Annotated in this window: 22 protein-coding genes and 2 pseudogenes; 7 read left to right on the forward strand and 17 right to left on the reverse strand. The window is 65.9% G+C overall.

Features of this window, described 5'->3' with window-relative positions; translation table 11 throughout:
* The gene (gene mutA, locus B133_RS0107780; protein WP_018600184.1) at nt 1-1,866 is read right to left on the reverse strand and encodes a methylmalonyl-CoA mutase small subunit; all 1,866 of its coding nucleotides are present in this window, start codon (nt 1,864-1,866) and stop codon (nt 1-3) included.
* A gap of 132 nt (nt 1,867-1,998) precedes the next feature.
* Between mutA and B133_RS0107785 the strand changes: the two genes are divergently transcribed.
* The 3 genes from B133_RS0107785 (at nt 1,999) to B133_RS0107795 (ending at nt 3,934) form a co-directional block, all read left to right on the forward strand.
* Entirely contained in the window at nt 1,999-2,751 is a 753-nt protein-coding gene (locus B133_RS0107785; protein WP_018600185.1) for a TVP38/TMEM64 family protein, read from the forward strand.
* Nucleotides 2,752-2,825: 74 nt separating this feature from the next.
* Nucleotides 2,826-3,458, forward strand: a complete 633-nt coding sequence (locus B133_RS0107790; protein WP_018600186.1) for a TetR/AcrR family transcriptional regulator — start codon at nt 2,826-2,828, stop codon at nt 3,456-3,458.
* Nucleotides 3,455-3,934: a nitroreductase family deazaflavin-dependent oxidoreductase gene (locus tag B133_RS0107795; RefSeq protein WP_018600187.1), complete on the forward strand. Its 480-nt coding sequence runs from the start codon at nt 3,455-3,457 to the stop codon at nt 3,932-3,934. Before B133_RS0107790 ends, B133_RS0107795 begins: the two co-directional genes overlap by 4 nt.
* 40 nt (nt 3,935-3,974) lie before the next feature.
* On the opposite strand, the gene B133_RS0107800 is transcribed toward B133_RS0107795, so the two are convergent.
* Together B133_RS0107800 and B133_RS0107805 are read right to left on the reverse strand one after the other, a co-directional pair.
* Nucleotides 3,975-5,174 carry an SPFH domain-containing protein gene (locus B133_RS0107800; RefSeq protein ID WP_018600188.1) on the reverse strand — a complete coding sequence of 400 codons (1,200 nt, stop codon included), beginning with the start codon at nt 5,172-5,174 and terminating at the stop codon, nt 3,975-3,977.
* 21 nt (nt 5,175-5,195) lie between these two features.
* The gene (locus B133_RS0107805; RefSeq protein ID WP_018600189.1) at nt 5,196-5,630 is read right to left on the reverse strand and encodes an NfeD family protein; all 435 of its coding nucleotides are present in this window, start codon (nt 5,628-5,630) and stop codon (nt 5,196-5,198) included.
* 57 nt (nt 5,631-5,687) lie between these two features.
* Between B133_RS0107805 and B133_RS0107810 the strand changes: the two genes are divergently transcribed.
* Entirely contained in the window at nt 5,688-6,542 is an 855-nt protein-coding gene (locus B133_RS0107810; RefSeq protein WP_026256120.1) for a hypothetical protein, read from the forward strand.
* 21 nt (nt 6,543-6,563) lie between these two features.
* Here the strand turns inward: B133_RS0107810 and B133_RS0107815 are convergent, their stop codons facing one another.
* The 9 genes from B133_RS0107815 to B133_RS22520 form a co-directional block, all read right to left on the reverse strand.
* The gene (locus tag B133_RS0107815) at nt 6,564-7,571 is read right to left on the reverse strand and encodes a ferrochelatase (protein ID WP_018600191.1); all 1,008 of its coding nucleotides are present in this window, start codon (nt 7,569-7,571) and stop codon (nt 6,564-6,566) included.
* Nucleotides 7,572-7,584: 13 nt separating this feature from the next.
* A complete protein-coding gene (gene inhA / locus B133_RS0107820; protein WP_018600192.1) occupies nt 7,585-8,394 on the reverse strand; it encodes an NADH-dependent enoyl-ACP reductase InhA in 810 nt (269 codons plus the stop codon).
* A 62-nt stretch (nt 8,395-8,456) separates the two neighbouring features.
* Nucleotides 8,457-9,221 (reverse strand): 3-oxoacyl-ACP reductase FabG1, encoded by a 765-nt coding sequence (fabG1, locus tag B133_RS0107825; protein WP_018600194.1) that lies wholly within the window; start codon nt 9,219-9,221, stop codon nt 8,457-8,459.
* An 89-nt stretch (nt 9,222-9,310) separates the two neighbouring features.
* On the reverse strand, nt 9,311-10,318 hold the full coding sequence (locus B133_RS0107830; RefSeq protein WP_026256121.1) for a VWA domain-containing protein: 1,008 nt from the start codon (nt 10,316-10,318) through the stop codon (nt 9,311-9,313).
* Nucleotides 10,319-10,426: 108 nt separating this feature from the next.
* Entirely contained in the window at nt 10,427-11,374 is a 948-nt protein-coding gene (locus B133_RS0107835; RefSeq protein ID WP_018600198.1) for a DUF58 domain-containing protein, read from the reverse strand.
* A complete protein-coding gene (locus B133_RS0107840) occupies nt 11,371-12,552 on the reverse strand; it encodes a MoxR family ATPase (protein WP_018600199.1) in 1,182 nt (393 codons plus the stop codon). The genes B133_RS0107835 and B133_RS0107840 overlap by 4 nt, the downstream gene beginning before the upstream one ends.
* A 128-nt stretch (nt 12,553-12,680) precedes the next feature.
* Nucleotides 12,681-13,385, reverse strand: coding sequence for an NlpC/P60 family peptidoglycan endopeptidase RipB (gene ripB, locus B133_RS0107845; protein ID WP_018600200.1), 705 nt, complete (start codon nt 13,383-13,385; stop codon nt 12,681-12,683).
* Nucleotides 13,386-13,400: 15 nt separating this feature from the next.
* Nucleotides 13,401-14,813: an NlpC/P60 family peptidoglycan endopeptidase RipA gene (ripA, locus tag B133_RS0107850; RefSeq protein WP_026256123.1), complete on the reverse strand. Its 1,413-nt coding sequence runs from the start codon at nt 14,811-14,813 to the stop codon at nt 13,401-13,403.
* Between the two features lie 200 nt (nt 14,814-15,013).
* On the reverse strand, nt 15,014-15,622 hold the full coding sequence (locus B133_RS22520) for a DUF6676 family protein (RefSeq protein WP_051088098.1): 609 nt from the start codon (nt 15,620-15,622) through the stop codon (nt 15,014-15,016).
* A gap of 344 nt (nt 15,623-15,966) precedes the next feature.
* Between B133_RS22520 and acnA the strand changes: the two genes are divergently transcribed.
* Complete coding sequence (acnA, locus tag B133_RS0107860; protein ID WP_026256125.1) at nt 15,967-18,792, forward strand: aconitate hydratase AcnA; 2,826 nt, start codon at nt 15,967-15,969, stop codon at nt 18,790-18,792.
* 64 nt (nt 18,793-18,856) lie between these two features.
* Nucleotides 18,857-19,444, forward strand: a complete 588-nt coding sequence (locus tag B133_RS0107865; RefSeq protein WP_026256126.1) for a TetR/AcrR family transcriptional regulator — start codon at nt 18,857-18,859, stop codon at nt 19,442-19,444.
* 28 nt (nt 19,445-19,472) lie between these two features.
* Here the strand turns inward: B133_RS0107865 and B133_RS0107870 are convergent, their stop codons facing one another.
* The 4 genes and pseudogenes from B133_RS0107870 to trxA all read right to left on the reverse strand — a co-directional run bounded on the left by B133_RS0107870 (nt 19,473) and on the right by trxA (nt 22,160).
* A complete protein-coding gene (locus tag B133_RS0107870; protein ID WP_026256127.1) occupies nt 19,473-19,667 on the reverse strand; it encodes a helix-turn-helix domain-containing protein in 195 nt (64 codons plus the stop codon).
* A 125-nt stretch (nt 19,668-19,792) separates the two neighbouring features.
* Nucleotides 19,793-21,421 (reverse strand): ABC-F family ATP-binding cassette domain-containing protein, encoded by a 1,629-nt coding sequence (locus B133_RS0107875; protein ID WP_018600206.1) that lies wholly within the window; start codon nt 21,419-21,421, stop codon nt 19,793-19,795.
* A 51-nt stretch (nt 21,422-21,472) separates the two neighbouring features.
* A pseudogene (locus B133_RS0107880) lies at nt 21,473-21,658 on the reverse strand (enoyl-CoA hydratase); the annotation flags it as partial.
* A gap of 136 nt (nt 21,659-21,794) precedes the next feature.
* The gene (trxA, locus tag B133_RS0107885; protein WP_018600208.1) at nt 21,795-22,160 is read right to left on the reverse strand and encodes a thioredoxin; all 366 of its coding nucleotides are present in this window, start codon (nt 22,158-22,160) and stop codon (nt 21,795-21,797) included.
* A 141-nt stretch (nt 22,161-22,301) separates the two neighbouring features.
* Between trxA and B133_RS0107890 the strand changes: the two are divergent.
* A pseudogene (locus tag B133_RS0107890) lies at nt 22,302-22,442 on the forward strand (TetR/AcrR family transcriptional regulator); the annotation flags it as partial.
* A gap of 10 nt (nt 22,443-22,452) precedes the next feature.
* Here B133_RS0107890 and B133_RS0107895 read toward each other — a convergent pair.
* The gene (locus B133_RS0107895; protein WP_018600210.1) at nt 22,453-22,989 is read right to left on the reverse strand and encodes a hypothetical protein; all 537 of its coding nucleotides are present in this window, start codon (nt 22,987-22,989) and stop codon (nt 22,453-22,455) included.
* Nucleotides 22,990-23,015: the final 26 nt, after the last annotated feature.

Here is a 23,015-nt window from a genome sequence, read left to right on the forward strand (position 1 = left end):
TCAGGCCCCCAGTTCGGTGAGCAGGTTCGACAAGGCTTCCACCGCATTGATTTTCGCGGTCAGATATCCGTCGGGTCTCGAGTCGGCTTCCGCCACGGCCTTTTCCCGACCAACCAGCAGGATCCTGCCGACGCCGGCATCGCGGGCGGCGGCCACCACCGCCGCGGACTCAGTGCCGTAGCGGGCATTGGTCCCGCACAACACCGCGACGCTGGGTGAACCGGCGTCGGCCACCGCCGAGGCAACACCCGCGGCGTCGACCGTGCCCGGGTTGATCGCTTCGATCCCGCCCGAGGCCAGCAGGTTGCTCGCGAACGTGGTCCGCAGGTTGTGCTCGGCCAGCGGGCCCAGCGGCAGCAGCAGCACCCGGGGACGGGCTCCGGTACTGGCCAGGAATGCATCGGAGCGGTCCCGCAGCTCTTCGAACCCGGCTGCGTAGCGCTCCCAGCCGCAAACTGAATCATCTTGCCGGAGAGGAGCTTCGGCGAGGTTCGGGAACTCATTGACGCCGGTGATGGCGGTCCGACGATGCGCGATGTCATCGGAACGCCGATGCGCCACCTCGGCGATCTCGCCGCGCAGGTAGTCCTGGGCCGCCACGAATCCGCCGCGGGCTTCTATCTGCTGGAAATGCGCCCAGGCCTGCTCAGCGAGCTGGGCGGTGAGATCCTCGACGAACCACGATCCACCCGCCGGGTCGAGCACCTGGCCCAGGTGTGACTCCTCGAGCAGCAGCAGCTGCGTGTTGCGCGCGATCCGGCGCGCGAAAGTGGTTGAAGTGCCGTCTAATCCGCCGGGAATGGCCACATCGAACGGGCGGACCGCGATGGTGTCGGCGCCGCCGATACCCGCGGAGAACGCGGCGAGCGTGGTGCGGAGCATGTTCACCCACGGATCGCGTTGGGTCATCATCGGCAGCGACGTCGTCGCGTGCACGGCGGCGGCGCCCGAGTCAGGGGCACCGATCACCTCGGCGACCCTGGCCCACAGCTGCCGGGCCGCCCGCAGCTTGGCGATGGTCATGAACTGATCGTCATCGGCCGCGTACCGGAAGCTGATCTGGCGTAAGGCATCTTCGGCCGCGATGTCACCGTCACCCAGGATGCGCAGATAAGCCACGCCTGCGGCGATCGACGCCGCCAGCTCCCAGGCCGCGCCGGCTCCGCGGTTGTGGAACGCCGGGCCGTCGACAGTGATGGCACGTACCCGGCCCGAATACCCGGACAGTTGTGCAGCGGTGATGACGACGTCGGCTTCGGGCGCACCATCGTGCCCGGAAAACCGTGCGGTCAGCGGGTCGGCGCCCAGATCGATGGACAGCCGGGCGCGCTGGTCGCCGTCGAGGTCCGCCAGCAGGGCCAGCACGGTCTCCGCGGTTGCGCGATAGTCGGCGCCCGTGGCCTCGAACACGATCGGCACCAGGTCCAGGAACACCCCGTCGAGCAGTTGCCGCACATCTGCCGCAGCAGTTCCGTCACTGCCCCCGATGCGCAGCGTGAGGGCACTGACGCCTTCGGTCAGCGCAAGCAGCACAGCCCCGTTGACGGTCTCCACCCCGGAGCCGGGCACGATCGGGAACGCTTCGGCAACCCGCCAACCGGTCTTGACGTCGCGGTGCGCGTCACCACCGCGCACGAACGGCCACTGACCGGGCAACGACGACTCGGGCGGCGCGGCGTCGGGACTCGTGTAGAGCGGTCGAATGGGGAACCCCTCGTAGGTGGCGGAGTCCAGCAGCCGCTCCGGCTCGGCCGGCAAGTCGGCGGCATTCCCGCGCCGCCCCTTGGTGAGAACGCCGGCAACCGCCTTGCGCCATTGATCACGGTCGGATTCGATTGCCCTGGACCCCTGTAACGACACCCGCATCTCCTGTTGCCTCAGCGTGTGATCAGCCACCTGTCCACCAGGCTAAATGATCGCTGCCACACTCCTGCCGCGGGCAGCACGACGAAGACGACGCCGCGAATGCGAGATATTCACGGGCGGCCCGTAATCTTGATGAACGTGAAACCCGTCGTCAGCACCCTGCGTACCGTGCGCACCGCGGTAGTGGCGACGGCACTGCAATTACCGCCCCGCCGCATCATCGGGATCCTGGCCGCAGTTGTCGTTCTCGTCGCAATCGCGCTTCTGGTGCCGTTGCCCACCGCGATGCAGCTGCGGGATCAGGCCGACTCCGTCGGACCGTGGTTTCCGCTTGCCTTCCTCGGCGCACACATCGTGGTGACGGTGTTTCCGTTTCCACGCACGGCCTTCACGCTGGCCGCCGGATTGCTGTTCGGTCCGGTGCTCGGGGTGGGGATCGCGGTCGCGGCCAGCACGGTAAGCGCGGTGATCGCGTTGCTCCTGGTCCGGGCAGCCGGCTGGCAACTGAATCGTCTCGTCTCTCATCCGAAGGTCGAGTCGGTCGACGCCCGGCTGCGTCAGCGCGGATGGCCGGTGATCATGTCGATGCGGCTGATCCCGGCCGTGCCGTTCTCGGTGCTCAACTACGCCGCCGGAGCGTCGGCCGTGCGGGTGGTGCCGTACACGCTCGCCACCCTGGTGGGGCTGCTTCCGGGCACGGCTGCCGTCGTGATCCTCGGAGACGCGCTGACCGGCAACATCAGTCCCTCGCTATTTCTGGTGTCGTTGGGCACGGCCGCCCTGGGTGTGGCCGGGCTCATCTTCGAGATGCGCAGTCACGGCGGTGAACGACGCCCGCTCCGCTCCGCGAGCGAGCGTGTCGGTACGCCGACACGCCGCACATAGCGGGATTCAACGGTCGCGCGTCACAGGCGGATTGCCACTTCCAGCGAAGTAAATGATTGTTTACAATTGTAAACATGGGTTCACCCGCCGATGACCGGACCGCGCGAGCACGCATTCGCGACGAGGCCCTGCGACTCTTCGCCAAACGCGGCACCGATGCCGTCACGATGCGCGATATCGCCGGCGCCGCCGGCGTGTCCCCTGCCCTAGTGGTGCGACATTACGGTTCGAAGGACGGCCTGGTGGCCGCGGTCGACGATCACGTAGTCGGCATTCTGGAGGGGCTGCTCAGCGAAACGACCGGCACCGCCGCCGATGACGTCCTGGGACCCTCCGCGGTGCCGACCCTGGTGGATGCCATGGCCACCCATCTGCCGCCTGACTCGCCCGTCCCCGCGTATCTGGGCCGGTTGCTTACGACAGGTGGCCCGCTCGGATCGGCATTGTTCGCCCGCCTGTACGGGATCAGCCGAACCGCCCTGGATGCCATGGTCGCCGGAGGCGTCGCCGACGCCGGAACGGATCCCGCGGTGCGCGCGGCAGTGCTCATGGCCAACGACCTGGCGGTACTGATCCTGCGACCGCACCTCACCGAGGTCCTGGGCGTCGACCCGCTGACGCATGGCGGGATGTCGCGTTGGGCAGCAGAAGTTCTCGCGATCTATCGGGATGGGCTGCAGTCCGAATCGAAAGGAGAAATACCATGACCGCCGACATGTTCGCCGACCTCGGCGCGCGCATCCTGCGCAATCGCCGGCTGGTGCGCGCCCCGATCTGGGTCTATCGCATGCGCGCGGGAGCTCTGCTGGGTTCACGGGTGCTGATGCTCGAACACATCGGTCGCACATCGGGCCGACGACGCTACGTCGTGTTGGAAGTCATCGACCACCCAGCCGCCGACATCTATACCGTCGCCTCCGGATTCGGCGCGAAAGCCCAGTGGTTCCGCAACATCGGTGCCAATCCCCACGTCCGGGTATGGGCGGGAAGCCGCGCGCCCAGGCCTGCCGTCGCACACGTGCTCGACCAACAGGGCACCGACCGCGTATTGAACGCTTACCGGTCGGGCCACCCCACGGCATGGGCGCAGTTCAAGCCGATCCTGGAAGAGACGCTCGGCCAACCGATCACCGACACCGGTACCCCGCTGCCCATGGTCGAGCTGCGTTTACAAGCCGGCTGAACCCGAGCGGCTCAGCCGGCACCACAACGGCTTTGGCGGCTCAGGCGCGATGCGATCCGCGAGGCAGGCCCTCCTGCGGATTGGGCGTGTCCAACGACCGTGGCGGCTGGGCCGGGGCCGGAGCACCTAGCGGCGGTGTCGTGGCGCGCGCTTCGGCCTCGGCCTTGGCGACAGCCTGAGCGATCGCAGGGTCGGTGTCGGTGGAGAACCAGTCGGCAACCTCTTCGCTGTCGTCCTCGGGCTTCGGCAGGTCATCCTCTACCGGGGTCGGGGTGTAGCGGAACACGCCGTCCTCGCCGGGCGCACCCAGCATCTTGGTGAATCCCTGCAGCGCCGAACCGAAATCGCTCGGCACGAGCCATACCTTGTTCGCTTCACCCTTGGCCATCTGCGGCAGGGTCTGCAAATACTGGTAGGCCAGCATCTCCGGCGTGGGCCGGCCGGCCTTGATCGCCGCGAACGTCTTCTCGATGGCCTTGGCCTGGCCCTGCGCCTGCAGGTACTGGGCGGCCCGCTCACCCTGCGCCCGCAGCATGCGGGACTGCCGATCGGCCTCGGCGGCCAGAATCGCGGCCTGCTTGGCGCCTTCCGCCGCCAGGATCTGGGACTGCTTCTGCCCCTCGGCCTGTTTGATCGACGATTCCCGCACACCCTCGGCCGTCAGAATCATGGCCCGTTTGTCGCGGTCGGCCTTCATCTGCTTCTCCATCGACTCCTGGATCGACGGTGGCGGGTCGATGCTGCGCAGCTCGACCCGGGCCACTCGCAGACCCCAGCGGCCGGTGGCCTCATCGAGCACACCCCGCAGCTGCGCGTTGATCGAATCACGCGACGTCAGCGTCTGCTCCAGCGTCATGCCGCCGACCACGTTGCGCAGCGTCGTGGTGGTCAGCTGCTCGACGCCGACGATGTAGTTGCTGATCTGATACACCGCGGCCTGCGGGTTGGTGACCTGGAAGTAGACGACCGTGTCGATGTTCAGCGTCAGGTTGTCCTCGGTGATCACGGGCTGCGGCGGGAACGACACCACCCGCTCACGCAAGTCCACGCGGGCGCGGATCCGGTCGATGAACGGCACCAACAGCGTCAGCTGGCCACTGACCGTGCGGCTGTACCGACCAAGCCGCTCGATGACCGCCGCCTCGGCCTGAGGAATCAGCGCGACGGACTTCGCCACCACGATGATCGCGAATATCACCAGTACCACCAGGAAGACCAACCCGGCTAGAGCACCGTCCATTGGTAGACCCCCTTCGTCGTTTTACAGTGACTTGAAGACAACCGCGGTCGCGCCGTCGATCCTGATAACGGTCACGTGGTCACCCGGCTCGAACACATCGTCGTCGTTGAGCGGTCGCGCCGTCCAGACTTCCCCGTCGAGCTTGACCTGTCCCTCGTGCCGCGCGACCCGGTCCAGCACCAGCGCGGATTGGCCTTCCAAGGCCTTGACCGGGTCAGGGAGACCGTGCCCGCTGAGCAACCGCCGGCGCAGCGCCGGCCGTACCAACACGAGCAGTAGAACCGAAACCACCAGGAATACCGCGCCGTCCGCCCACACCGGCCAGTCCACCAATGCGCTGGTGGCGGTGGCTGCCAGCGCTCCGCCGGCGAGCATGAGCAGGAACATATCGCCAGTCAGCGCCTCAACCCCGGCCAGCCCCAGCGCTACGATGAGCCAGATCAGCCACACAGGCATGCGTCCACCCTAGCGAATCCCGCCCATTCGGTGCCCGACTACTACACTGCCAGCATCATGTGGTGTCCAAGTGCAACATTGTCGGTGTGGGCCAACGCCTGGCTCGCCGGCGTCGCCGCGCCCGACGACGTCCTCGACGCGCTATCTCAATGGGCTCCAACGCATTCTGTGACCGCCTACGATTCCGCGGCCGCAGTGCGCACCAGTCTGCCCTGGCCGGAATTGGAGGATTCCGGCTCGGTATCGCTGCTGCAGACGTTGCGCACCGCCGCAGGGCGGTCGGTGCAGACTCCCACCATCACGGTCGCCCAGCCGGTCCCCGGTGACGTCCGCGGCCTGCCTGCAGGCACCCAGTTCCAGCGCGACGCCGTGACCGTCGGCGAGGCCGTCATCGTCAGCCACGACGAGTTACCGGGCGTCGGCCTGGTCCCCGAGTTCGAGTACTTCGAATTCGATGAAATCGAGGACGATTCGATATTCGACCCGGAGCCTCGGGCGCTGTCCTGGACGGTGTACTCGGTGCCGACGATGCCCCCGGCCGAACAGTTCGAGCTGGGCACGGCCGAGTACGAACTGCGTTCTGCTGTCCGCTCTGCTGCTGAGACGCTGGGCACACTGCGCTCCGGGACCGGGATGGCCACGGATGACCCGCGTGGCATGGTCCAACAGATCCTGGAGGCCACGCGACTGCACCGTATCCCCGACCACGCCCCGACCCGTGCCATCCGGGTCCTGGAAACCGCAGCGCACGTCGACGCGATCATCACGGTCAGCGCCGGGTTGACCCCGATCGGCCTGCAGACCTCCTCGGAAGTTCAGCTCGCCGGGGACACTCTGCGGCCCCTGACACAAGTGGTGCGGGCCGCGCGGTTAGCCGCGCTCGGCGCGATTCTGCAATCCGCCTGGCGCTGAACCTCGCGAAACGAATACGGTCTAGCGGGCGCTGCCGCAGCAGTGCGGCGAACAGGGCGCACCGTTGATGCTGAATCCGTAGCCAGGCACCGGATTCGGCCCCGGCACGCGCAACGGTTCGCCACCATCTCGCAGCTCGCCGATCAGCTCGGCGGCCAGCTTGGCGTATCGCGGATCGGCATTCGGCGTGGCGGCCCGGGCCAGCTCGATACCCACGGCCTCGGCCTGCAACCGCAGTTCGTGGTCGAGGTCCCACACCACTTCGATGTGGTCGGCGACGAAGCCGATGGGGCACACCACAACCGACTTGATGCCTTGCTGCTCCAGCTCCGAAAGGTGGTCGCCGACATCGGGTTCCAACCACGGCACCTGCGGTGGACCTGATCGTGACTGCCACACCAGGTCGTAGTCGTCGATGCCCGCGGCCGCCGCCACCAGACGCGCGGCATAGGCCACCTGCCGACTGTAGAGCCGCGGCCCGTGCCGTTCGTCGGCGGCGATCGGGATCGAATGCGCGGTGAACACCACCCGCGCACCACTGGGCAGCGTCGCCGCGGCGGCCGTAACCGCCTCGGAGTACATCTCCACCAGCAGCGGATGGTCGAAATACTGACGCAGCTTCACCAATTCGGGCGCGTCCTCCCCCACCGCGGCGCGTGCTCGGGCAATGTCCTCGACGTATTGCGTACAGCTCGAGTACCCGCCCCAAGCCGACGTGGTGAACACCGCGGCGCGGCGGACCCCGTCGTCCCGCATCGTCGCGACGGTGTCCTCGGCGTAGGGGGCCCAGTTGCGGTTTCCGAAATACACCGGCAGATCGGGTATTTCGGCCCGCAGCTGTTCGATCAGCGCGCGGTTGATCCCGTTGATCGGCGATATGCCGCCGAAATGCAGGTAGTGCTCGGCGACCTCATCGAGCCGCTCCGGCGGGATGTTGCGCCCGCGGGTGACGTTCTCCAGGAACGGCCGTACCTGTTCCGGTCCCTCGGGTCCGCCGAAGGACAGCAACAGCAGGGCATCAAAAAGCACAGCAATCCGCGATCTACAGCAGCTGGGTGTGGGCGCCACCGTCGGCGTATACGACGGTGCCGGTGGTGGCCGGCAGCCAGTCCGACAGCAGAGCACACACCGTCTTGGCGACCGGCGTCGGGTCTTTCATGTCCCAGCCGACCGGAGCACGCTGATTCCAGCCCTCTTCCAGCAGCCGCATCTGCTCACCGGCCTCGGCACCGAGCGCGCCGCCGACGATGGCGCTCATCGCGAGCGTCCGGATCGGACCGGCCGCAACGAGATTCGAGCGGACACCGATCTGCCCGGCCTCCCGCGCCACGAACCGGTTGACCGACTCGAGCGCACTCTTGGCGACCGTCATCCAGTTGTAGGCCGGCATCGCACGGGTCGGGTCGAAATCCATGCCGACGATGCTGCCGCCGGGATTCATGACCGGCAGTGTCGCTTTGGCCAGCGAGGCGTACGAGTAGGCCGAGATGTGGATGCCCTTGGCGATATCCTCGTACGGCGCGTCGAAGAACGGGTTGATGCCCATGCCCGACTGCGGCATGAAGCCGATCGAATGCACCACGCCGTCAAGCTTGTTGCCCTCGCCGATCACACCGGTGATTCGCTGGGCCAGGCTGTCGAGGTGCTCGGTGTTCTGCACGTCGAGTTCCAACAAGGGAGCCGGGTTGGGCAACCGGTCGGCGATGCGCTGGATCAGCTTCATCCGGTCGAAACCGGTCAGCACCAGCTCCGCCCCGGCTTCCTGGGCCACCTTGGCGATGTGGAACGCGATGGACGAATCGGTGATGATCCCGGTGACCAGGATCCGCTTGCCCTCGAGCAAACCTGCCATTTGTGCGACTCCTTCTTCGGCGAAAAGTTAGGCGAAAGTTCTGGTAGGCCAAGTCTTTTGGATCAGTGACCCATACCCATGCCGCCGTCGACGGGGATCACCGCACCGGCGATATAGCTCGCGTCCTCGGACGCCAGGAAGCTGACTGCGCCGGCGACCTCCTCGGCGGTGCCGACGCGCTTGGCGGGAATGAACTCGAGCGCTCCGGCCTGAATCCGCTCATCGAGCGCGCGGGTCATCTCGGTGTCGATGTAGCCGGGCGCGACGACATTCGCAGTGACGCCGGCCTTGGACAGTTCCCGGGAGATCGAACGAGCCATGCCGATCAGACCGGCCTTGGCAGCTGCATAGTTGGCCTGGTTGCCGATACCCCACATGCCCGAAACCGAACCGATGAAGATGATCCGGCCGAAGCGCTTGCGCTGCATGCTGCGCGATGCCCGCTGAGCCACCCGGAACGCCCCGGTGAGGTTCGCGTCGATGACGTCCGTGAACCGGTCTTCCGTCATTCGCATGAGGAATGCATCCTTGGAAATACCGGCATTTGAGACCAGCACCTCGACCGGGCCCTGGTGTTCCTCGACCTCTTTGAAGGCGCGGTCCACGGCGTCGTTGTCGGTGACATCGCACACGACTCCGAAGAGCCCGTCAGGCGCCCCGGATCCACGGTGGGTCACGGCCACCTTGTGCCCGTCGGCAGCCAGACGCTGCGCGATCGCCAGCCCGATGCCCCGGTTACCCCCGGTGACCAGGACAGAACGCGGTACGAACGCGGGACGGCCAGGGGTGGTTTCGGTGTCGGCTTCAGCGGCAACCTTGTCACTCATGCTGGTCAACTTAACGCGTCGGTCGCTGTTCGCTGAAATCGACACCAGGGCTGTTGCATGCCCGGTTGCACCCTCCCGATGCCGATCCCCTAGTTGGGCAGCCTGCGGTTGATGAACAGTCCGGCGAGTGCCGCAAGTGCAAGCACCAATGCACCGAGCCGCAACCAGCCCAGGCTGGCGTCGCCCTTGATGGTCTCGTAGCCGATCTGCTGTTGCAGCGACGTGAAGACCGCCTTGAGCTGCTCCAGGTTCGACGCGTTGAACGAGTCACCACCGGACAGCTGGGCGATCTTCTTCAGGGTCTCGTCGTCCACCGGCACGGGCTGGCGCTGATCGTTGATCTCGACATAGCCGTACGGCGTGCCGAACGACACCGTCGAGATCGGAATGCCCTGGTCCTTAGCGGTGCGGGCCGCCGTGTAGGCACCCTTGGGATTATCGGGATTCGACGGCACCGTTTCCTTACCGTCGGACATGAGCACGATCCGCGCCGGCGGCGGCTCGTCACCACCGCCGATCACCGCGCCCACCGTCGCGATCGCCTGCAGTGCGGTGAAGATGCCCTCGCCCGTGGCGGTCCGGTCAGCCAGCTGCAGCTTGTCCAGTGCGTTCTTCGTCGCCTCGCGGTTGGTGGTCGGCTGCACCAATACCGTGGCGGTGCCGGCGTAGGCGATGAGTCCCAGGTTGATCCCGGGCGTCAGCTGGTCGGCAAACTGCTTGGCGGCCTCCTGCGCCGCGACCAGTCGGCTGGGCTCGACATCGGTGGCCCGCATGGACTGCGAGACGTCGATCACCAGCATCACCACGGCACGGTTGCGTGGAATCCGCACGTCGTGGGTGGGGCCCGCCAGCGCGACGGTGAACAGCACCAACGCGGTCACCAGCAGGATCGCCGGCACATGGCGCCAGCGGGTCGGCCGCTTCGGTGCCACACTCTCCAGCAGCTCCATGTTCGCGAACCGCAGGATCCGCCGCTGCCGGGCGCGCTGGACGATGACATACAGCACCGCCAGGGCCGCCACCACGAACAGGAACAGGAACCACCACGGGTGCGCGAAGCCCGAAAGGCTCATCGGCCCGAGTATCGGTAATGTCATGTGCTACTTGTCATTTCAGTTTCGATGGTCGTCAGCCTGACTGTTCAACTGGGCCGTCTCCTCTTCGCGCAAGCGCTCATCGCAGTTATTTCCTCTTCGCGCAAGCGCTCATCGGCCCGCGAGGGCGCCGCGCCGCCGGTTCGCCACAAATCGCACCACATCGGCGATCCAGTCCCGGTCGGTGCGCAGGCTCAACAGCGGCGCGTCGCACCGGCGCAACGTCCGGGCCACTTCTTCGCGATGGGCAGCGGCCGCCCGTTCGAAATCGCTGCGCAACTGCGCGTCGATGGTGAACTCTCGAGTGACGCCGGTTTCAGCGTCCTGCAGGATGACTTCGCCGACGTCGGGCAGCTCCACATCACGAGGGTCGAGCACCTCAATACCGAGCACTTCGTGGCGGCCCGAGATGGCCCGCAATGGACGCATCCAGTTGATCGGCCCGAGGAAGTCGCTGATGATCACGGCCATGCCACGCCGGCGTTCCGGCCTGCGCAACGCATCGATGGCCGCGGCCAGGTCGCCGCGTACACCCGTGGGCGCCTTGGGCATCGTCGCAATCGCGCGCAACATCTCTTGCTCGTGCATGCGACCCGACAACGCCGGAACACGGCGGACCGATTCGCCGTTGGCGATGATTGCGCCGATCCGGTTGCCGCCGCCGCTGTTGAGGAACGTAATCGCCGCGGCCGCCGCGACCGCGAGGTCGCGCTTCTCACAGCCCGCGGTGCCGAAGTCGAGGCTGGCCGATACATCGACCACCAGCCAAGTCTCCAGCTCCCGGTCGGCGATCATCTGCCGGACGTGAGGCATCGTGGTGCGCGCCGTCACCGACCAGTCCATCCGGCGCACATCATCGCCGGGCTGGTAGATCCGCGACTCCCCCGGCTCTGATCCGGGGCCGGGAATCAGGCCGAGGTGATCGCCGTGCAGCACGCCGTCGAGCTTGCGGCGGACCGTCAGCTCGAGCTTGCGAAGCGCGGCCGACAGCGCGGGATCACGGATCTCGCCGCGCTGCAGCGACGGAAGGTCGACTGAGCGGCGAGCCGGACTGGTCACCGACTCGCGGCCGCGGCGGCAGCGGCCGCGGCAGGCACGACGGGCTGAACCGAATGACCTTGCTGCGGAAGGGCATTCACCTGAGGCAGTGCCACGGTCTGCAGAATGCGGTTGACCACACTCTCCGCGGAGATCTCGTCTGCCAGCGCGTCGTATGTCAGCACCAACCGGTGCCGCAGCACGTCGGGGATGATTTCGACGACGTCCTGCGGGACGACGTAATCGCGCCCGCGCACCAGCGCCAACGCACGGGAGGCCGCGATGATGCCCAACGAGGCACGCGGGGAGGCACCGTAAGCGATCCACGCCTTAGCGTCGGGCATGCCGAACTTCTCCGGCTCACGCGTCGCGGTGACGACCCGGACCACGTAGTCGACCAACGCGTGGTGCACGAAGGTGTTGGCGGCGACATCCTGCAACCGCAGCAGGTCCCCGGTGGCGAGGATCTGTTTGGGCTCCGGGGGTTTGACGCCCATCCGGTAGATGATCTCGCGTTCCTCCTCCGGCGACGGGTAGTCGACGTTGAGCTTGAACAGGAACCGGTCCCGCTGGGCCTCGGGCAGCTGGTAGACACCCTCTTGCTCGATCGGGTTCTGGGTGGCCATGACCAGGAACGGGTTGGGCAGCGGGAAGGTCTTGCCGCCGATGGAGATCTTCCGTTCGGCCATCACCTCGAGCAACGCCGACTGCACCTTGGCCGGGGCGCGGTTGATCTCGTCGGCGAGCAGGAAGTTGACGACGACGGGACCGAGCTCGATGTCGAAGTCTTCCTTGCCCTGCCGATAGATGCGGGTTCCGATGATGTCGGTGGGGACCAGGTCGGGGGTGAACTGGATACGGGCGAACGTACCGCCCACCACCTTGGCGAACGTCTCGACGGCCAGCGTCTTGGCGACACCGGGCACACCTTCGAGCAAAACATGGCCCTTGGCGAGCAGACCGACCAGCATGCGCTCGACCAGTTGATCCTGACCGACGATGATGCGCTTGACTTCGAAGATTGCCCGCTCCAAGGTGTGCACCTCGCCCTGCAGGCCGCTGTTGTTCGACGCCGCTGCGGTGTGCGCGCCGGGCTGCGGAGCAGCAGGCGCGGCCGGTGAGCCGGGGGAATAACCCGGCGCCGGGCTCGTGCCGTCATAACCTCCGGCGCCCTGCGGCGGTCCACTCGGTGACGTCATCAATTTCCTCCCACGGTGTTCGTCTGCAAACGCTGTAATACCGATAGCCGGGCAGCCGGGTGCCCAGGGTCAACTATTCCAGGCACTCCGGAATCCGTCGACGCTGGCTAGAAGAGTTCAGGTTCCCCTCAGGATTCGATGATGCGCGACAGATGGGGCGACATACCCGCTGTCCGCACGGGGCTGACCGTGACTTTGCCGGCACTGCCCGAGGCCTCCAGCATCTTGCCGCCCCCGAGATAGATGGTGACGTGCTGGCTACCGCCGGGCCCGTAGAAGATGAGATCGCCACGTTTGGCCTGTGACGGCGGAATCGCCCGCCCGGTGTTGTACTGATCCCCGGAATACTTCGGAATCTGGACACCCACGCCGGCATAGGCGTAGCGAGTCAGGCCTGAGCAGTCGAAGCCGACCTTTCCGGCGTCGTAGTCCACGCCGGGGCCAGGCCCGGTGAGCGTGCCGCCGCCCCACGAGTAGGGCACACCCATCTGGCTGCCGGCGCGCCGGATGACGTATTCGATGGCCTGCGGACCCCGTACCGCACCACTGGGAAGTGTCGATGCCGCCGTTTTCGGCATCAGACCGATACTCTGCAGGAACTGTTGGCCGAGGCTCTGCGTGGTCTGCAACGCGATCTGGCTGACCTGGAACGACGCATTGGCGATCGCCACCGGATCACCTGGGGCGCCGGAGCTCACCACTTTTGGCAGCGTGGGGTCCCAGCCGCCGCCATCGGGCGCGGCTGCGGCCGGCCCTGCACCCCCGATGGCGAGCGCGATTGCGACGGCCGTCGAAGCCAGGATCCCGACGGGGCGAAACGACTTGGAGCGCAATGCAATCCCTACGATTCAGTATTCGATGTAGCGGATGACGTACGGCGTCATGCCGCTGGTCCGAACGGGTGAGATCTTGACCGTCGACCCCGTGTACGGCGCTTCGAGCATCTGACCGTTACCGAGGTAGAGCGTCACGTGCTGGGCACCCCCGGGCCCGTAGAAGATGACATCGCCGCGACGCATCTGTGAAGCCGGGATCTTGCGCCCGGCGTTGTACTGCGAACCCGAGTAGTGCGGCAGCTTGATGCCGACGCCCGCGAACGCGTACAGAATCAAGCCCGAGCAGTCGAAACCGACGGTGCCCGCACCCGAATCGATGCCTCGGCTGGGGCCGGCGGCGTTTCCGCCGCCCCACGAGTACGGGACGCCGATCTGCGATCCCGCGCGCTGGATGACGTACTCGGAGGCCTGCCGCCCGTAGACCCGAGGGATGGCACCGTTCGTGTAGCCGGTCGGCGTGGGCAGCAGTCCCAATTTCTGCAGAAAACCGCGACCCATGTTCTGGGTCAATTGCGCGGACGTCGTCGAGATGCCGAGCAGGGTGTTGATGATCGCGATCGGGTCGCCGCTGACGAAGGCGCTCGGGATCGCGGGCAGCGTCGGATCCCACTGGCCGTCCCAGTTGGCGGGGCGCTGCCCGGCGGCGCCGGGGGCGCGGTCCCAGTTGCCCGGGTTCGCCTGGGGAGGTGTCGCGGCAGGCGCGGCCGGGGCCGACATGGGCTGCGCCTGGTCGAGCTTGGCCTGGGCCGCGGCCCGCTGCGCGGTGAGCTGCTGCAATTGGTCCCGTTGGGTGCCGAAGGTCTGCTGGGCGTTCTTGAGTGCCGCGACCGCGGAATCCTGGCTGGTCTGCGCATCCTGCGCGGCCTGATCCGCCTTCTGTTTTGCCAGCCGGGCCGTCGACTCCCGGTTCACCTGTTCGGTGCGAGCCCGCTGCAGGTCGGCCATCACCTGGTCGGCGCTGACGGCCAGGACCTGGCCGGTGGCGGCGGCGTCGATCATGTCTTGCGGGTCGGTTGCGGTCAGATACGAGCTGGACGGACCGTTGATATAGCTGGCTGCCGCGAACCGATCGAACCGCTTCTGCGCGGCGGCGATGGCGGCATTGGCGTCGGCGACGCCCTGCTGGCTGGCCGCCACTTCGCGGGTAGCCGCGTCGGCTGCGTCGCGCGCGTCCTCCACTTCGACGATCGCCTTGTTCACGCCTTCCTGCTGCGTCTGAATGGACGCTCCCAATTCCTGCAGCTTCTGGTTGGCGTTGGCCACGGCAGCAACCAAACTCGCGATATCCTCCGAGCCGCCCGGTTCAGCGATCGCCGCCGGGACGCCCCCCGCCATCGCCGTGGCGAGCAGCATCCCAATCGTCAGAGGTACGGCGCAGATGCGGCCGTACGCCTGACGCGTAGAGGCGCGAACGGAGCGTCTCATTCGACTCAAGTCTCCTAGGGCTCAACGACGGCGTACCGGCGGGTTTGCTCGGAGCCTTTGCACAGTAGTCACATGAAGCACAACTACAACAATGGGTACTGATTGCACCGTACGTCACATCTGAAGCCAAAGAAACTTTAGTCACAAATTACAGTTTTGTAATTGCGAATAGTGTGACCGTTTAGTGATATTCGGAGAATTTACGAACTAATGTTCGACGGATCCGAGGGCGCAGTTTCCGAGCTCACGGAGGCCGCCGACGACCTCGCTCGTTTGCCACGAACCTGCAGGACGCGGGTGATGACAGCGGCCGCCGCAACCCCTAGCGTCAACACGATCGTCAGGGTTGTCCACGGGAAGATCGGAGTCGTTATCTGATCGACGAAATTCCGTGCCGACTGCACCGGGTTACCGGTCTTTGCAACGTCTTGTCCGGCCTCCAAAGTGACCCGGTCTATCGACTGGCTATAAGTACCGGCAAATGACGGACTGATGGCAAGCACGGTCGACCCGGGATTGGCCTGACCAATCTCCGAGGCGATGTCCCGCAGCGGCGTGTCGATGAACGGGTCCTTGGGCACGACGACGACCTTGAGGTCGATGCCTTCCTGACGGGCGTCACTGACCACCTGCCGCAGCCCGGGGACGTCGGCGGCCGGCGCACTCACACCGTCATCGACAACGTCGGCCTGCACGACCGCCATGCACTTCGCCACGCCATCGGGTTGCGCCGGGGAGAGGCCCACCGTGTCGCACACCTCGACCGGAATGAAGGCAGGCAGAAACGGGATGACGTGCGGTCCAGTCACAGGGGCACGGTACGCCGTCTTGCCAAACCGCCGAGCAGCGACACGGATGTCACCGCTTCGACTGCCGGCCGTCACGCTGGAGTGACGATCGCTTTCGAGTGCCACTCCAGCGTGACAAACCCCGCCCCTCGTGACAAACCCCGCCCCCTCAGAGAGGGCAAAGCGGTGACGCCGCGTGAATAGAGCAGAACGCTCGGTCGAATCAGGGCATCTGGGGTAGCGCCACGGAAACAACAAGAGAAGAGTGTTACGCGCCCTCAAGCCTATTGCAGGACAAGCGTACTGTTAGAGTCAGCAGCGCCGTCGACACAGCCCGTCGCGGCGATGACTAGCCGGGAGTTGATGTGAGCAACGAGAATACGGAAAATTCGTCCCTTAACTCTTTTGGTGCCCGTGACACTCTGACTGTTGGGGACAACAGTTATGAGATTTATCGTTTGGACGCGGTACCCGGTACCGAGAAGCTGCCCTACAGCCTCAAGGTGCTCGCCGAGAATCTGTTGCGCACCGAGGACGGCGCCAACATCACCAAAGAACACATCGAGGCAATCGCCCACTGGGACCCCCAGGCCGACCCGAGCATCGAAATCCAGTTCACCCCGGCCCGGGTGATCATGCAGGACTTCACCGGCGTGCCATGCGTAGTGGACCTGGCCACCATGCGCGAAGCCGTCGCCGCGCTGGGCGGCGACCCGGAAAAGGTCAACCCACTCTCCCCCGCCGAGCTGGTCATCGACCACTCGGTCATCATCGACGTGTTCGGCCGCGCCGACGCCTTCGAACGCAACGTCGAGATCGAATACGCACGCAACGGCGAGCGCTACCAGTTCCTGCGTTGGGGCCAGGGCGCTTTCGACGACTTCAAAGTCGTCCCCCCCGGCACCGGCATCGTGCACCAAGTCAACATCGAATACCTCGCCCGCGTGATATTCGAACGCAACGGAGTCGCCTACCCCGACACCTGCGTCGGCACCGACAGCCACACCACCATGGTCAACGGCCTGGGCGTACTGGGCTGGGGCGTCGGCGGCATCGAAGCCGAAGCCGCCATGCTCGGCCAACCCGTCTCGATGCTCATCCCCCGCGTCGTCGGCTTCAAACTGACCGGCGAAATCAAACCCGGCGTCACCGCCACCGACGTCGTGCTCACCGTCACCGACATGCTCCGCCGCCACGGCGTCGTCGGCAAATTCGTCGAGTTCTACGGCAACGGCGTCGCCGAAGTCCCCCTAGCCAACCGCGCCACCCTGGGCAACATGAGCCCCGAATTCGGTTCCACCGCAGCGATCTTCCCGATCGACGACGTGACCATCGACTATCTGCGGCTGACCGGGCGCACCGAAGACCAACTCGCACTGGTCGAGGCCTACGCCAAGGCCCAGGGCATGTGGCACAACCCGGAGCACGAGCCGGCCTTCTCCGAATACCTGGAACTGGACCTCGGCGACGTGGTGCCCTCGATCGCCGGCCCGAAGCGGCCGCAGGACCGCATCGAGCTGTCCGACGCGAAGAACGCCTTCCGCAAGGACATCCACAACTACGTCGAGGAGAACCATCCCGCTCCGGAGACCAAGCTCGACGAGGCCGTCGAGGAGTCCTTCCCGGCCAGCGACCCGGTCTCGCTGTCGTTCGCCGACGACGATGCCGTCGACGTCCAGTCCGCCGCCAATGGCTCGGAGGGCCGGCCCAGCAAGCCGGTGAAGGTCCGCTCGGAGGAGCGCGGCGAGTTCGTGCTCGACCACGGCGCGGTGGCGATCGCCGCGATCACGTCGTGCACCAACACTTCCAACCCGTCGGTGATGCTCGGCGCGGCGCTGCTGGCCCGCAACGCTGTCGAGAAGGGCCTGGCCACCAAGCCGTGGGTCAAGACCTCGATGGCGCCGGGTTCGCAGGTGGTCAGCGACTACTACGACAAGGCCCAGTTGTGGCCGTACCTGGAGAAGCTGGGCTTCTACCTGGTGGGCTACGGCTGCACCACGTGCATCGGCAACAGCGGTCCGCTGCCCGACGAGATCTCCAAGGCCATCAACGACAATGACCTCACCGTCACTGCCGTGTTGTCGGGTAACCGCAACTTCGAGGGCCGCATCTCCCCCGACGTCAAGATGAACTACCTAGCCTCGCCACCGCTGGTCATCGCCTACGCGCTGGCCGGCACCATGGACTTCGACTTCGAAACCGACCCCCTGGGCAAGGATCAGAACGGCAACGACGTCTTCCTGCGGGACATCTGGCCCTCCCCTAAGGACATCTCCGACACCATTGCCTCGGCGATCAACGAGGAGATGTTCACGAAGAACTACGCCGACGTGTTCAAGGGCGACGAGCGCTGGCAGAATCTGCCGACTCCGGCCGGTAAGACGTTCGACTGGGACGCCAAGTCGACCTACGTGCGCAAGCCCCCGTACTTCGACGGGATGCCTGCTGAGCCGACGCCGGTGTCCGACATCACCGGCGCCAGAGTGCTTGCTCTGCTGGGTGATTCGGTCACCACCGACCACATCAGCCCCGCCGGATCCATCAAGTCGGGCACCCCGGCCGCGCAGTACCTGGAAGCCAACGGCGTGGAGCGCAAGGACTACAACTCCTACGGCTCGCGGCGCGGCAACCATGAGGTCATGATCCGCGGTACCTTCGCCAACATCCGGCTGCGCAACCAACTCCTCGACGACGTCTCTGGTGGCTACACCCGGGACTTCACCCAAAACGGCGGCCCGCAAGCCTTCATCTACGACGCCGCGCAGAACTACGCGAAGCAGGGCGTGCCGCTGGTTGTGCTGGGCGGCAAGGAGTATGGCTCCGGCTCGTCGCGGGACTGGGCGGCCAAAGGCACCAGCCTGCTGGGTGTGCGCGCGGTGATCACTGAATCCTTTGAGCGCATCCACCGGTCCAACCTGATCGGCATGGGCGTCATCCCGCTGCAGTTCCCCGCGGGTGAGTCGGCGGCCTCTCTCAAACTCGACGGCACCGAAGTGTTCGACATCGCCGGTATCGAAGCGCTCAACGAAGGCAAAACCCCGAAGGCCGTACACGTCACAGCCACCAAAGAAAACGGCTCCAAAGTCGAATTCGACGCAGTGGTCCGCATCGACACCCCCGGTGAGGCCGACTACTACCGCAACGGCGGCATCCTGCAGTACGTGCTGCGCAACATGCTGAAGTCGAAGTAGCCCTGGTCGGAACAACAGAACCGGCTAAGACACCCCGACACGTGCCTGCGCGAGGAGTGAACCAGTGCCCCGGGTGACCGACGACCATCTGGCAGCCCGACGACGCCAGATTCTCGACGGCGCCCGGCGCTGCTTCGCTCAGTACGGCTACGAGAGTGCGACCGTGCGGCGGCTCGAACAAACCATCGGGCTGTCGCGCGGCGCAATCTTTCACCACTTCAAGGACAAGGACACCTTATTCTTCGAACTGGCCCGCGAAGACGCCGAGCGAATGGCTGACGTAGCCGCACGCGAGGGCTTGATCCAGGTGATGCGCAACATGCTGGCCACGCCCGAGCAGTTCGACTGGCTGGCCACCCGGTTGGAGATCGCCCGAAAACTGCGCAACGACCCGACTTTTCACCAGGGCTGGGCGGAACGGTCAGCTGAGCTGACCGCTGCCACGACCGAACGATTGCGCCGGCAGAAGCAGGCCGGACGACTACGTGACGATGTTCCGAGCGCTGTCCTGCACATCTACCTCGATCTGGTACTCGACGGTCTGGTGGCGCGGCTGGCCTCCGGGGAGGATCCGAAGAATCTCAATGCGGTCCTCGACCTGGTGGAGGCATCGGTGCGGCAACAGCAGGCCACGACGTCGGCCGATCACTGAATCTGACAGCGCCGCAACGACTCTGGACTCAGACCCGGGCTCTGGTGCGATGATTGGGCCCGCCCCTGCTGCGCATGGTGGTGCCCGATTCACGCAGCAAGCTGTGTATCGAACCATAGGAACGACCTGTCGTCGCAACCAGCGAGCGGATGCTGGCGCCCCTCTCATAGGCGCTGCGCAACTCGGTCAGCAATTCGTCCCGGGTCTTGTTCGTTTCCTTCATCGACATCTCCCCGCTGTGGACGTCCCCGACGGTTACCCAGACTAGAAACAGCTCACACGTCGGCGGGCGAAATTGGCCAACGTCTTAGGATTTGGCGTCGATCCAGTCTTGGCGACGGCAAGAGCTCAGGCCAGTTCGATGAGGTCGCGGTATTCCGCCGACCAGAAATCCTCGGTGCCGTCGGGCAGCAGCACCACGCGCTGCGGGTCGAGCGCCTCCGCGGCGCCCGGATCGTGTGTCACCAACACCACCGCACCCTGATAACTGCGCAAAGCGTCGAGCACCTGTTCGCGCGATGCCGGGTCGAGGTTGTTGGTGGGCTCGTCGAGCAGCAGCACATTGGCGGTCGAGGCGACCAGGCCGGCCAGCGCCAGGCGGGTCTTCTCGCCGCCGGACAGGGTGCCCGCCGGCTGTTCGAGCTGCGGACCGGTGAACATGAAGGCGCCCAACAGACCTCGCAGGTCCTGCTCCCCCGTGTCGGGCGCCGCATGTCGAATGTTCTCCCACACCGTGGCGTGATCGTCCAGGGTGTCGTGTTCCTGCGCGAAGTAGCCGAGTTTGAGGCCATGGCCCGGCTCCAGAGCACCTGCGTCGGCCGTTTCCGCACCCGCCAGCAGACGCAGCAGTGTGGTCTTACCGGCGCCGTTGAGCCCGAGCACCACCACTCGCGATCCGCGGTCGATGGCCAGGTCGACACCGGTGAAGATCTCCAGCGAACCGTAGGTCTTGGTCAGCCCCTTGGCGACCAGCGGCGTCTTGCCGCACGGCGCCGGGCTCGGGAATTTGATCCGGGCCACCTTGTCGGCGACCCGTTCGGCGTCCAGCTCAGCGATCATCCGCTCGGCACGACGCAACATATTCTGCGCGGCAACGGCTTTGGTGGCCTTGGCGCCCATCTTGGCGGCCTGTGCGCGCAATGCGCCCGCCTTCTTCTCGGCGTTGGCACGTTCCCGACGGCGCCGCTGCTCATCGGTCGCGCGGGCATCGAGGTATTTCTGCCAGCCCATGTTGTAGACATCGGCCTCGCCACGCACCGCATCCAGGAACCACACCCGGTTGACGACATCGGCCAGCAGCTCGACGTTGTGACTGATGACCACCAGACCACCGGAATGGTTCTGCAGGAAGGTCCGCAGCCACCCGATCGAGTCGGCATCGAGGTGGTTGGTGGGCTCGTCCAACAGCAGGGTAGTCGCCGATCCCGAACCCGTATCGGAAGCCGCGAACAGGATGCGCGCGAGTTCGACCCGCCGCCGCTGACCACCTGACAGGGTGCGCAGTGGCTGGGTCAGGATGCGGTCGGGCAACGCCAGGCTCGCGCAGATACGACCCGCCTCGCTCTCGGCCGCATATCCGCCGAGCGCGGCGAAGCGCTCCTCCAGCTGACCGTATTTCCGCACGGCCTTGTCGCGGGCGGCGTCGTCGGCCACCTCGGCCATCAGCGCCTGCTGCTTCTCCAGCTGGGCCAGCAAGGTGTCCAGGCCGCGCGCCGAGAGCACCCGGTCGCGGGCCAGTATGTCGAGGTCACCTTCGCGCGGATCCTGTGGCAGGTAACCGATTTCGCCGGTACGGACAACCGTGCCGGCATACGGTTCGCCCTCACCCGCGAGGATCCGCATCGTGGTGGTCTTGCCGGCGCCGTTTCGGCCGACCAGACCTATCCGATCGCCGGGCTGGACCCGTAGCGCCGAGCCATCGATGGACAGCAGTGTGCGCGCGCCGGCGCGGACCTCCAGGTCCGTTGCGGTGATCACGCTGCTGTCTCCCTACTTGTCGGCTTACTTGTCGTCGCTGAAAACCGCGGGTCACCGCTCCGCGCGCACAGCCACCGCTTCCTCGAAGTTCGCGGTGAGCAGGCGCACGAAGAGTTGCCCGAGGCCTTCGGCCTGCATATGCCCCTCAAGGCTAGCGGCGTCCAGTCCACTCCAAAGTGTCCGCTGGGTCAACTCGATTCCCGGCCGGGAGAACGCCGCGATAACGGCTTGCAGAGCCTCCAGGCGGGGCACGAACCCCGCCGGCCTATGGTCAGCGGCTGCCCGACCAAGACGAACTGGTTGCGCCCTGTCGCGCACAGCACGCTATCGCGTTGCCCGTGAGACAAGAGCGAAGCGTCAGACCCAGGGCCTGTTAGACCTGCTGACCGTCGCCCTGCGCAGCGATCGCGGCATCGACGTCAAAATCCTTGACCTTCTGGACCAGCTCCTCGAGCGCGGCCGGCGGCAGGGCACCGGCCTGGTTGAACACCAGCTTGCCCTTCTTGAAGGCCATGAGCGTCGGAATGGACCGGATCTCGGCGGCGGCCGCCAGTGACTGCTCGGCCTCGGTGTCGACCTTGGCGAAGACCACGTCGGGGTGCTTCTCCGAGGCGGCCTTGAAGGTCGGCGCAAACGCACGGCACGGTCCGCACCATGATGCCCAGAAATCCACCAGCACGATCTCATTGTCGGCAATGGTGGCGTTGAACTGCTCTGCGGTGATGTCTTGCGTGCTCACGGTTGTCCTAACGTCGGGGCACGGTGGCCTGTTCCCAGCCTATGGTCAGTGCGAGCGGGCTAGTGTGATTTGGGCGTGATAGCCGCCGGAGACGTCGAGCCTGTCGTCACGCTTGCCTTCCTCGATCAGGCCGATGACCGACTGATCACCACCCAGCTCATCGCTTTGGCAGCGCTGCGCTACGTCTGGAAGATCGAACCTGTCGCGTCGATGACTGAGGACGAACTCATCAACTGGGTCGCCCCCAACGTCCAGCGTTACATCGACGGTGATCTCGGTTGAGTCTGGGCCTCTAACCGACTGAGCTGCCGCGCACGGTCACATCCACGTGCGCCAGTTCCATGAGGTGGCCCCAGGTGAACCCGGACCGTTGCCCCGGCACGGAACACCACGCCGTCCTGGCCCGTTCGTAGCGCTGCGAGTCCTGGGCGAGTGCACGCAGATCCTCGGTTGTGCGAATCCCGAGCCCGACGAGGACTTGCGCAGCCTCCGTGAGCGCCACCGCCCGCAGCGGGGCATTCTTCGCCGTGGAGGTGGGCCGGCGGTTGCCGATCTCCGATGCCCACTGTTGCGGGCCGCCGAGCGCGTCGATGTTGGCGAGAAGTTCCGGGACACCGTCGATTTCGGCGTCGCATCCCTGCCCGGCCCGGAAGCCACGGTACCGCTCGATCACTTTCTCGACGGTCACGTGCCGCGCACCGGTGACGTAGATCGCGTCAATGATGCACAGCGCCAACGAATGTGGATAACTCGCGGGCACAGGACCGGCTGCCGGACCGCCGAGATCGCGTTCGTGTACAGCCCCCGACTGCTCAATGTCAGTACTCATGTCAGCGCCTTCCGATCGTGCGGGGA

It is taken from the genome of Mycobacterium sp. 155, from assembly GCF_000373905.1.
Classification (GTDB): domain Bacteria; phylum Actinomycetota; class Actinomycetes; order Mycobacteriales; family Mycobacteriaceae; genus Mycobacterium.